We start from the raw sequence: 9,943 nt of genomic DNA on the forward strand, positions 1-9,943 counted from the left end.
TAAATTGAAGGATAGTAAAAAGCTTAAGACTATTTTTGATTTTGATTAATTACCTCCCAGACTGACAAATAAAACATAGCATCATAAGCCTAACGATAAGTATTGAAATCGCTTCTGTTTGTTTATTTTTACGCAAGAAAGAAAAATTTTGATGACTTCTACTAAACAATGGCAATTTTGGATCGATCGCGGTGGGACTTTTACTGATGTTGTGGCAAAGTCTCCTGAAGGCAAAATTTTGACTTATAAGTTACTCTCAGAAAATCCCGAACAATATGAAGATGCTCCAGTACAAGGTATTAGAGATATTTTAGGATTAGAAAAAGAGCAACCTATTCCAATAGATTGTATAGAAGCAATCAAAATGGGAACAACTGTGGCGACAAATGCACTTTTAGAAAGAAAAGGTGAGAGAGTTGTTTTGATCGCTACTAAAGGTTTTAAAGATGCGTTACGCATTGGCTATCAAAATCGCCCTGATATTTTTGCGTTGCAAATTACTTTACCCGAAATGCTTTATGAATCAGTGATAGAAGTTGCCGAACGTTATACTGCTACAGGGGAAGAGTTACAAAAGGTTAATCCCCAAAAAGTTCAACAAGATTTACAAGCTGTTTTCGATCGAGGTATTCGTAGTTGTGCCATTGTTTTTATGCATTCCTATCGCTACCCTAACCATGAATTAGAAGTGGCGAAAATCGCGCAGGAAATCGGTTTTACTCAAATATCTGTATCTCATCAAGTAAGTCCTTTAATTAAATTCGTTAGCAGAGGAGATACTACCGTTGTTGATGCTTATCTTTCTCCTATTTTGCGTCGCTATGTAGAAAAAGTAAAAAGCAATCTGTACGGACAAGGCAGTGATTTACCCCAACAACAAACCAAATTAATGTTTATGCAATCCAATGGGGGGTTGGTAAACGCTGATTCATTTCAAGGTAAAGATAGCATTCTTTCTGGCCCTGCTGGGGGTATCGTAGGTGCAGTAAAAACTTGTGCCATGGCAGGTTTCCCAAAAATTATTGGCTTTGATATGGGGGGTACTTCTACCGATGTCAGTCACTATAGAGGAGAGTACGAACGTAGCTTTGAAACAGAAGTAGCAGGAATCAGATTGCGTTCGCCCATGATGGCTATCCACACTGTAGCAGCAGGAGGAAGCTCGATTCTCCATTTTGATGGTAGCAGATATCGTGTTGGGCCTGATTCTGCGGGTTCTGACCCTGGTGCAGCTTGTTACAAAAAAGGGGGGCAGCTTACCATAACTGATTGTAATGTAATGCTTGGTAAATTACAACCCCAATTTTTTCCTCAAGTTTTTGGTCACAATGCCAATGAAAGCTTGGATAAAGAGATAGTAATAACCAAGTTTAAACAGCTTGCCAATAAAATTAATGATGGTAGAAATAGTGAAGAAATTTCCTCTGGCTTTATAGCGATCGCGGTTAATAACATGGCTAATGCGATCAAAAAAATATCTCTACAGCGAGGATATGATGTTTCTGAATATGTTTTATGTTGCTTTGGTGGCGCAGGAGGACAACACGCTTGTTTACTAGCAGATGCCTTGGGTATACAGCAAATATTTATTCATCCTTATGCAGGAGTTTTATCTGCTTATGGTATTGGGTTGGCAGATATTAGAATTAGTAAGGAAAAATCGGTAGAAAAAATATTAACAGAAAGGACTCTAAAAGAAATTAATACTATTTTTAATAAGTTACAAACTTTAGCACAAAGAGAATTATTGCAACAAGGTGTAAACGAAGCTCAAGAAATTACTAATAACTTCAAACTTCATCTTAAATATGAAGGAACAGACTCTAGTTTAATTGTTGATTTTAATAGTATTGAATTAATGAAACAACAGTTTAATCAATCTCATCAACAACGCTATGGCTTTATCGTTCCAGAGAAAAATTTAATTGTGGAAACCGCATCTTTAGAACTGATTTGTCCCACTTACAAACCAGAGAATAACGTTGTAGAACAAACTGCTACAGCCTATCCAGAAGTATCTCCCATAGAAACAGTTGCTATGTATGTTAATCATACTTGGCAAGATACCCCAGTTTATCAAAGAGAGCAGTTACCACCAGGAACAATAATTAACTCTCCTGCAATTATTATCGAAGCTACGGGAACAAATATCATCGAACCAGGTTGGCAAGGAATAATAAGCGATCGCGGAGATTTAATCTTAAGTAGGGCTTACTGAAAAAGTTTTTTAGTGATAGAAATCAGTAGTAAAAGTTGAGAAATTAGATGGAAGGGTAGGGGCGCATCAAGCTTAAAATAGTGTAATAGATTTTCGATAAAACAATTAATCTTAAAGTATTTCAGCGATTTACTAATGCCTCATTTAAAGTTTGATACGCCAGTAGGGGCGAACGACCGTTCGCCCTTACAAGGTTTACTTGTCATTTTACAGACAGGAAGTATTTTGTTAATTAATATTGTTTCTATTCTGGTAAATCTAAACCATAAGCATAAAGATCGAAATCAATTTCACATCCTAATGTTGATATTTGTCTAATTTGTTGAGCATTTAAACCCCATCCACCCATCCAACTTTTGTACCCGTAGTAAGCAATATTAATGCTGACATAATTTGTAGAGGCTAACTTAGCTATCTTTTCTTGATATGGTGCAAGACAATCTAGTAAATAATCGAGTTTTCTTTCTAATTCTTCAGGTACATCTTTTTGTGGCTCAAAGCACCAGACAGAAAATTTTAATCTCGCACGATTAGTTCTTGTGGGTTGTAATCTAATCTCAGAAGTTATTTCTTGTGCCGTTAATTCTTTACTCTTAATGTTGAATACTTTTCCCAGAGAGGTTCGTCTTTTAAACCCGTGCGATCGATAATTAAGATATCAGGAGAATAACCAGAATTACGATCTTTAGGTTTAACTAAAGCAGTTTTGGGAATAAAATAAGGAAGTTTTAATTTTCTGTATTCTAAAGTAAATTCTGTAGCTAAAAAACCAATAATTTCGTCGTGCTTACCTGTGGGCTGCATTTCAATAATTACTCCCTCATGCAGTTCGTATGGTTTTCCTTCTGGTTTCCATAGTAAAAATTCTTCAAAAGTTACTGATTTTGGCAAGGCTTGGGTCATCATGTCAATATAGTTATCACTTCACAGTAGATTAACTCAAATAGTAAATAATAAAAAATAAATGCTAGTAAATAATAATTTTCAAGTAATATTTTAACAATATTCATAATTTTGAAATAAATTTTTTATTCTTTAACTATTATCAATTTTACTCAATGACTAATTATCCTTTTGTCTCTTCTGTAGTAACTGTAGACCATCTTCAATTCGCGCAAAATGGCATTTGGGAGCAGGTTCAGACGGTATATCCCGATCGCTTTGAAGACATTTATAATTTGTCAAACTGGTTGGATCGCGCACCCCGCGACATTGCAATGGAAATGTTGTTTATGGATGAAAAATTAGAACTTTCTGGTTTTTTTGGAGTACGTACTAAAGATTTACCAAGTGCTAACCGTACATTGTTATGGATGCGTCTAGCAACATTAGTAGCAACAAAAGATAATAAGCCTTTTAGCGAGTTGGTTAGTCTATGTCTTGAAACACTTAAACTACCTTCTATGTTACCCAAGACAAAGCCTGTTTTTGAGATGGGAATTTTTAACTTTTGGAACACAGCCGAACCCCTGAAATTAGGCGACTCTCCATTTGAGGAAATCAAAAAGTTGATGGCATTAAAAACAGGCTCATCATGGCTATATGATGGTCACGAAGCTCCTATCTGTTTTGAGTATGTCTGGTATCTTCCAGCACATATTTGGATTTCTCGCAATATTAGCGTTAAATCAAACAATCGATATTTCATAGATATGGCACGCTTCAAAAGAACTTACTATGGTGAGAACCAATAGTGTTTTCTTTAAGTACAAAATATAAGAAAAGACGAGGAACGCACCGCTTAATCACACAAAATCTAAGTATATAGAATGCAAAGCATACCAAATAAGTACTAAAACATCAATAACTAACAACTAACAATTAACCACGAACAAAATAATTAATGTTCAAAAATATTTTGGTAATGCATAATATCAAGCACTGCAAACACAGGAACACATTCAAAACATTTTTTAGCCAATCCCCAACGATCTTCCCGCTTTAACATCGTAGTTAATTTATCTTGGGCTTCCAATAAATAGCGCACATCATTACCTGCATAACTAAGCTGTTCTTCTGAGAGACTATCAAGATCGCCCCAATCAGAACTTTGAGAACTTTTATCAAGTGTTACTCCCATAAGTTCAGAAATTAAGCTTTTTAAGCCGTGGCTAGAAGTATAAGTACGAGCTAGCTTACTGGCAATTTTAGTACAAAAAATAGGTGCAGTTTCAATACCAAAAGTATAACGAAATTGAGCTACATCAAAGCGTGCAAAATGAAACACTTTAGTGACATCTTTGGCTTGCAAAACTCGTTCTAAATTGGGTGCAGATTTTTGTCCTTTTTCGATCCGAACAACCGTAACATAGCCTTGAGAATCGCATAATTGTACCAAACATAGACGATCGCGTCCCATGACTAAACCCATTGTTTCCGTATCTACAGCGATCGCCTCTGACCCTAAATAACGGGCTGCACTAGCACGATCTAAATCCCAATCGCAAATTTGAAAATTGTCTAGACTCATTAGCAAGTAAGGAAAAAGAAAAGAAGAAGAATAATAAAAGAGGAAAAGTCGAAAGTAGTTTCCATTTGAAGATCGACGATCGGTAACTAACCATTAACCATTTTATCCCGTCAAGCGGGATCGACTACCCCCTAACAACCACTAAAAAATTTAAAGATCGTCATTACCGAGATATTTAGCAATGGTGTTAACGTCTTTATCGCCTCTACCAGAACAATTAATCACAATGCGGGGGCTACCTTCTAACTGAGGACAAAGCTTATCCAGATAAGCAAAAGCATGAGCAGTTTCCAGTGCGGGAATAATACCTTCTAATTCAGAAACCTTGCACAGCGCGTCTACTGCTTCTTTATCGGTTACACTATGATACTCTGCTCTACCAGTATCTTTGAGATAACTATGTTCGGGCCCTACACCAGGATAATCTAAGCCAGCACTTATAGAATGGGCTTCTACTACTTGTCCTTCAGTATCCTGTAATAAATAGCTCATCGCACCGTGTAGCACTCCAGGACGACCTTCTGTGAGGGTCGCAGCGTGCTTACCAGAGATCACGCTTTCTCCTGCTGCTTCCACACCAATGAGTCTGACAGACTCTTCTGAGACAAATTCATGGAATAAACCCATTGCATTAGAGCCACCACCAACACAAGCTAAAAGAATATCAGGTAAACCTCCCCACTTTTCTTCGCATTGATGACGGGTTTCTTTGCCAATTACCCCATGAAAATCTCGAACCATCATCGGGTAAGGATGGGGACCTGCAACAGAGCCTAAAATGTAGTGGGTGTTTTCAACGTTGGTTACCCAATCTCTAATTGCTTCGGAAGTGGCATCTTTTAGTGTCCCTGTACCAGCAGTTACAGGCTGTACTGTTGCACCTAATAAACGCATTCTAAAAACGTTGAGCTTTTGACGCTCCATATCTTGAACGCCCATGTAAATGATGCATTCTAAACCAAAACGGGCGCATACCGTAGCTGTAGCGACTCCATGCTGTCCTGCACCAGTTTCAGCAATAATACGCTTTTTACCCATGCGAATAGCTAGCAAAGCTTGAGCTAGAGCATTGTTAATCTTGTGCGCCCCTGTATGGTTAAGGTCTTCGCGTTTGAGATAAATTTGCGCTCCTGTACCGTCTGGACGTGCGTAGTGTTGGGTTAAACGTTCGGCAAAATAAAGGGGATTGGCTCTGCCAACATAGTCTTTTAAAAGACCATTAAGTTCTTCATTAAACTCTGGATCGACTTTATATTTGGCGTAAGCAGTTTCTAACTCGGCTAAGGCGGGCATTAACGTTTCTGGAACGTATTTTCCCCCATAAATGCCAAAACGCCCTAAATTATCGGGTACTTGGTGCTTAAGGCGATCGCTTTTAAGAGGTGTTGCAGTCATGAACTTAAAACTAAAGATTACTATAATAAAATTTATTGTCCCACTTTCTCTAAAATATGTGTCAGATTATCCAGTTTGCTCAACTAACTATTCAGTCACTGGATCGCTGATTACTGATTGTATGGTGTGCTACTAGATGCTCCTGTCGTCGAAGCGGGGTCGCACCGCTGATTACTAATTACTGTACTAAGATCGGGACGGAGATATTGAGCTTTTCTCAGATAAGAATGAACTATAGCTGATTGAGGCGCGGTGGTATTAACCTGAATCAAGACCCGAATACAGAAAGTTAGGCTACCAGGGACAGCCATTTGTTGCAAATCGAGGAGAGGTACTCGATCCCAACCAGGACGGCTACGAGCGATCGCAGCAGGGAAAACCGCATCTAAATCGGGAGTGGTCGTAAAAAAGACATAACTGATATCTTCGGAGTTAAAGCTATTGTGAGCTTCAATGTCATCTAGTAATTCGGTAACGGCTTCGGCGATCGCTTTTTTGCTATTTTCATTAACCGTGATCGCGCCACGAATTCCTCTTACTTTCCACTCCACGGCTTATTCCTCCCATGATTGCTTATCAAAATGATAGTTATCAGTTGCTCTTTCGTCACTATTATCGCAGGAGAATCCGAAAATATTGGTCAAATTAACTTGTTTCCATTAAAAGTTAGTCAACAATTGACAATAGACAATTGATAATTAACAGTTAGGTTCTTATAGCTTCTGGGGTTAGCATCGGAGTTATACTAAGAACCTAACAGCAAAAAACTTTAAGGTTTGTAAAGCCACAGTGGTTGACCAGAAGTTTTGATTTCAAAATCCAGCCAATCAATAGTTGCTCCGATACGGGATTTACTTTGGCTTCTTCCTGGTAAGAAACGATTAATAAAAGGTTTTGGCTCTTCGATGGTAAAACATTCAGCTTTGTCAGGATCTAAACCTACTAATTCCGCAGCCCAACGACGAGCATCTTCTTCTGTTCCTAAACGATCTACTACTCCTAATTTTAGGGCTTGTTCTCCTGTAAAAATACGTCCATCAGCAAAAGTTTTCACTGTTTCAACATCTAAGTTACGCCCTTCTGCTACGGTCTTAACAAACTGATCGTAGCTGGTATCGATTAGCTGCTGTAGTATTTGTTCTTCTTCTGAAGTTAGTTGCCGATCGAAAGATAAAATGTCTTTGTAAGGGCCTGATTTAATAGTTTTAAAAGAAACGCCAATCTTATCTAATAAGCGTTCTAAATTATTACCTCGTAAAATAACCCCAATGCTTCCCGTAATTGTTCCTGGGTTTGCCACAATCTGCTTTGCGCCAACACCAATATAGACCCCTCCTGAAGCGGAAATATTACCGAAGCTGGCTACAACCTTAACGTCTTTTTCTTCTTGTAAGCGTTTTAAGGCTGCATAGATTTCTTGGGAATCTCCCACTGTTCCCCCAGGAGAATCAATGCGTAATAAGATAGCGGGAAATTGCTTCTCTTCAACAGTTTTAAAGGCTTTGAGAATATGGTTTCTGGTTTCTCCAGCGATCGCACCTGTAATTTCAATCCGCGCTATCTGTTTTTTGGTTTTTTTTCTAAAAGGCCAAATCATTAATTATAGTTATGTTTTTTATACAACTAAGAAGACAATATAGCAATTTTAAACCGCATCCAGTAATTAGTAATCTCCTCATCACCTAATCATGGGATAAGTATTTGGGAAACCCCTTCGCTAAGATAAATCAAAAACAGATAGTAAATAGTCAGGGAGGGGTGACGATGGAGCATCTATTTTCAATGAGACACAAGGGGATTAATCAAAGTAAATATCTCGTAGTTTGTTTAATTGCGATCGCAACTTTTTGTCTGACTGCTTGTACTAGCACATTGATGCAATCGAATGCTAATCAAACACCGCAAATAGTTGATGCGCTCTTGAGCGATCCTAAAACTTTTAACCCTGTATTGACTTCAGACGCTGTTAGCAGTGCGGTAAGTTCTCTGATGTTTGATGGGTTAATAACTTTAAATCCTATTACAGGAGAAACTGAACCTGCTTTAGCAGAATCTTGGACAATTTCTGACGATGATTTAGAAATTATTTTTACCCTCAGAAAAGGCTTAAAGTGGTCTGATGGAGAGCCTTTAACGGCTGATGATGTAGTTTTTACTTTTAATGAATTATATCTTAATGATGATATTCCCTACAATGGCAGAGCTACTTTAAGAGTCGGGGAAAGTAACGAATTTCTTAAAGTAGAAAAGATCGACGATTTACAGATTAAATTTATTTTACCCGAACCCTTTGCACCATTTTTTAGTACTATTGGCAAAAGTATTTTACCCCAACACATTTTAAAACCCACAGTAGAGCAAAAAGATGGAGGTGGTAGACCTCTTTTATTTTCTACTTGGGGTGTGGATACTCCTCCTAACAAAATAGTGGGCAGTAGTGCTTATAAAATGCAAGAATATGCTAACGCCCAAAGAATAATTTTTACAGCCAATCCTTATTATTGGAAGAAAGGTAAAAATAACCAAGAATTACCAAAAGTCAAGAGAATAGTGTGGCAAATTGTTGAATCAACCGATACTGCTTTTTTGCAATTTCGTTCTGGTGGTTTGGACTCTCTTGGTGTAAATCCTGAATTCTTTTCCCTCCTAAAAAAAGAAGAAGACCGTGGTAATTTTACTATCTATAATGGTGGTGCAGCTTACGGTACTACTTATATAACTTTTAATCTTAATCAAGGTAAAAGAAATGGTAAACCTTTAGTCGATCCTGTAAAATCTCAGTGGTTTAATGATGTGAGATTTCGACAAGCGATCGCCTATAGTATAAACCGTCAAAATATTAACAATAATATTTACCGAGGCTTAGGAAAACTGCAAAATTCTCCGATTTCTATTCAATCTCCTTTCTATGATGATAGTCTTTCTGGTTACGATTACGATTTAGACAAAGCCAAAGCATTATTTAAAGAAGCTGGTTTTAGCTACAATAATCAACAACAATTAATTGACAAAAATGGTAAGCGTGTAGCCTTTACTCTTAATACCAATGCGGGTAATAAAATACGCGAAGCTATGGGTTCTCAAATTAAAGAAGATTTAAAAAAAGTAGGTATTCAAGTCAACTTTAAACCCCTGGCATTTAACTTATTAGGCGATCTTCTTGATAATAGTTTAGATTGGGATTGTATTCTACTCGGTTTAACAGGTGGTAATGAACCAAATAATGGAGCTAATGTTTGGTATCCTGACGGCGATTTACATATGTTTAATCAATCTCAACCAGGTATTGAAGGGCGCAAAGTTGCTGACTGGGAAGAAGAAATAGGTGATTTATTTATTAAAGCTGCTAGGGAATTAGATGAAGCTAAACGTAAAGCAATTTATGCCGAAGTACAAGCATTAATTTCAGAAAAAGTTCCCTTTATCTATTTAGTAAATCCCCTATCTTTAGGTGCAGTTAGAAATGACATTCAAACTATAGAATATTCTGCTTTAGGTGGAGCTTTTTGGAATTTAGAAGAATTAACTATCACCGAACATTAAAACCTCAAATTTAATTTTTAAGACCAATTTTCACAAGGTATATTTTGACTCCTGATACCAATTCTCGCGTACTAGCTAGATAGATAGTACATTATTTCTGATTAATCAAAAACACTAAAACTATTGTTTACATTAACTCCTGTAGAGATGTGAAATAAGAGGTCTCTACTAAATTCTGCATAATTCTGACGCTCAATCTCTATATATAGTTGGAAACGTTCTGATCAACCCGATGTTGGTCAGCTTAGAGGTTGTCTGAGAAGTCCCATTTTGTTACACCAAAGCCCCCTAAATCCCCCAAACTTGGGGGACTTTCT

General features: G+C 37.3%; 9 protein-coding genes. 3 read left to right on the forward strand and 6 right to left on the reverse strand.

Features of this window, described 5'->3' with window-relative positions:
• The first annotated feature begins 151 nt into the window (after positions 1–151).
• On the forward strand, positions 152–2,218 hold the full coding sequence (locus H1P_RS10555; RefSeq protein WP_144866974.1) for a hydantoinase/oxoprolinase family protein: 2,067 nt from the start codon (positions 152–154) through the stop codon (positions 2,216–2,218).
• A 244-nt stretch (positions 2,219–2,462) separates the two neighbouring features.
• Here H1P_RS10555 and H1P_RS10560 read toward each other — a convergent pair whose 3' ends face one another.
• Both H1P_RS10560 and H1P_RS10565 read right to left on the reverse strand, forming a co-directional pair.
• Entirely contained in the window at positions 2,463–2,834 is a 372-nt protein-coding gene (locus H1P_RS10560; protein WP_144866976.1) for a DUF4279 domain-containing protein, read from the reverse strand.
• Positions 2,798–3,124, reverse strand: a complete 327-nt coding sequence (locus tag H1P_RS10565) for a Uma2 family endonuclease (protein WP_246141597.1) — start codon at positions 3,122–3,124, stop codon at positions 2,798–2,800. The genes H1P_RS10560 and H1P_RS10565 overlap by 37 nt, the downstream gene beginning before the upstream one ends.
• A 152-nt stretch (positions 3,125–3,276) precedes the next feature.
• Here H1P_RS10565 and H1P_RS10570 point away from each other — a divergent pair, with 152 nt between their 5' ends.
• The gene (locus H1P_RS10570; RefSeq protein WP_144866978.1) at positions 3,277–3,912 is read left to right on the forward strand and encodes a hypothetical protein; all 636 of its coding nucleotides are present in this window, start codon (positions 3,277–3,279) and stop codon (positions 3,910–3,912) included.
• 146 nt (positions 3,913–4,058) lie between these two features.
• Here the strand turns inward: H1P_RS10570 and H1P_RS10575 are convergent, their stop codons facing one another.
• The 4 genes from H1P_RS10575 to sppA form a co-directional block, all read right to left on the reverse strand.
• Positions 4,059–4,688 carry a ribonuclease H-like domain-containing protein gene (locus H1P_RS10575; RefSeq protein ID WP_144866980.1) on the reverse strand — a complete coding sequence of 210 codons (630 nt, stop codon included), beginning with the start codon at positions 4,686–4,688 and terminating at the stop codon, positions 4,059–4,061.
• Between the two features lie 150 nt (positions 4,689–4,838).
• Positions 4,839–6,083, reverse strand: coding sequence for a tryptophan synthase subunit beta (trpB, locus tag H1P_RS10580; protein WP_144866984.1), 1,245 nt, complete (start codon positions 6,081–6,083; stop codon positions 4,839–4,841).
• A 110-nt stretch (positions 6,084–6,193) separates the two neighbouring features.
• Positions 6,194–6,634: a chorismate mutase gene (gene aroH / locus H1P_RS10585; protein ID WP_144866987.1), complete on the reverse strand. Its 441-nt coding sequence runs from the start codon at positions 6,632–6,634 to the stop codon at positions 6,194–6,196.
• Positions 6,635–6,852: 218 nt separating this feature from the next.
• Positions 6,853–7,680, reverse strand: a complete 828-nt coding sequence (gene sppA / locus H1P_RS10590; protein ID WP_144866989.1) for a signal peptide peptidase SppA — start codon at positions 7,678–7,680, stop codon at positions 6,853–6,855.
• 167 nt (positions 7,681–7,847) lie between these two features.
• On the opposite strand from sppA, the gene H1P_RS10595 reads away from it, so the two are divergent.
• Positions 7,848–9,626 carry an ABC transporter substrate-binding protein gene (locus tag H1P_RS10595; protein ID WP_246141598.1) on the forward strand — a complete coding sequence of 593 codons (1,779 nt, stop codon included), beginning with the start codon at positions 7,848–7,850 and terminating at the stop codon, positions 9,624–9,626.
• Positions 9,627–9,943 lie beyond the last annotated feature (317 nt).

The sequence above is a fragment of the Hyella patelloides LEGE 07179 genome (genome assembly GCF_900659865.1).
In the GTDB taxonomy this organism is placed as follows: domain Bacteria; phylum Cyanobacteriota; class Cyanobacteriia; order Cyanobacteriales; family Xenococcaceae; genus Hyella; species Hyella patelloides.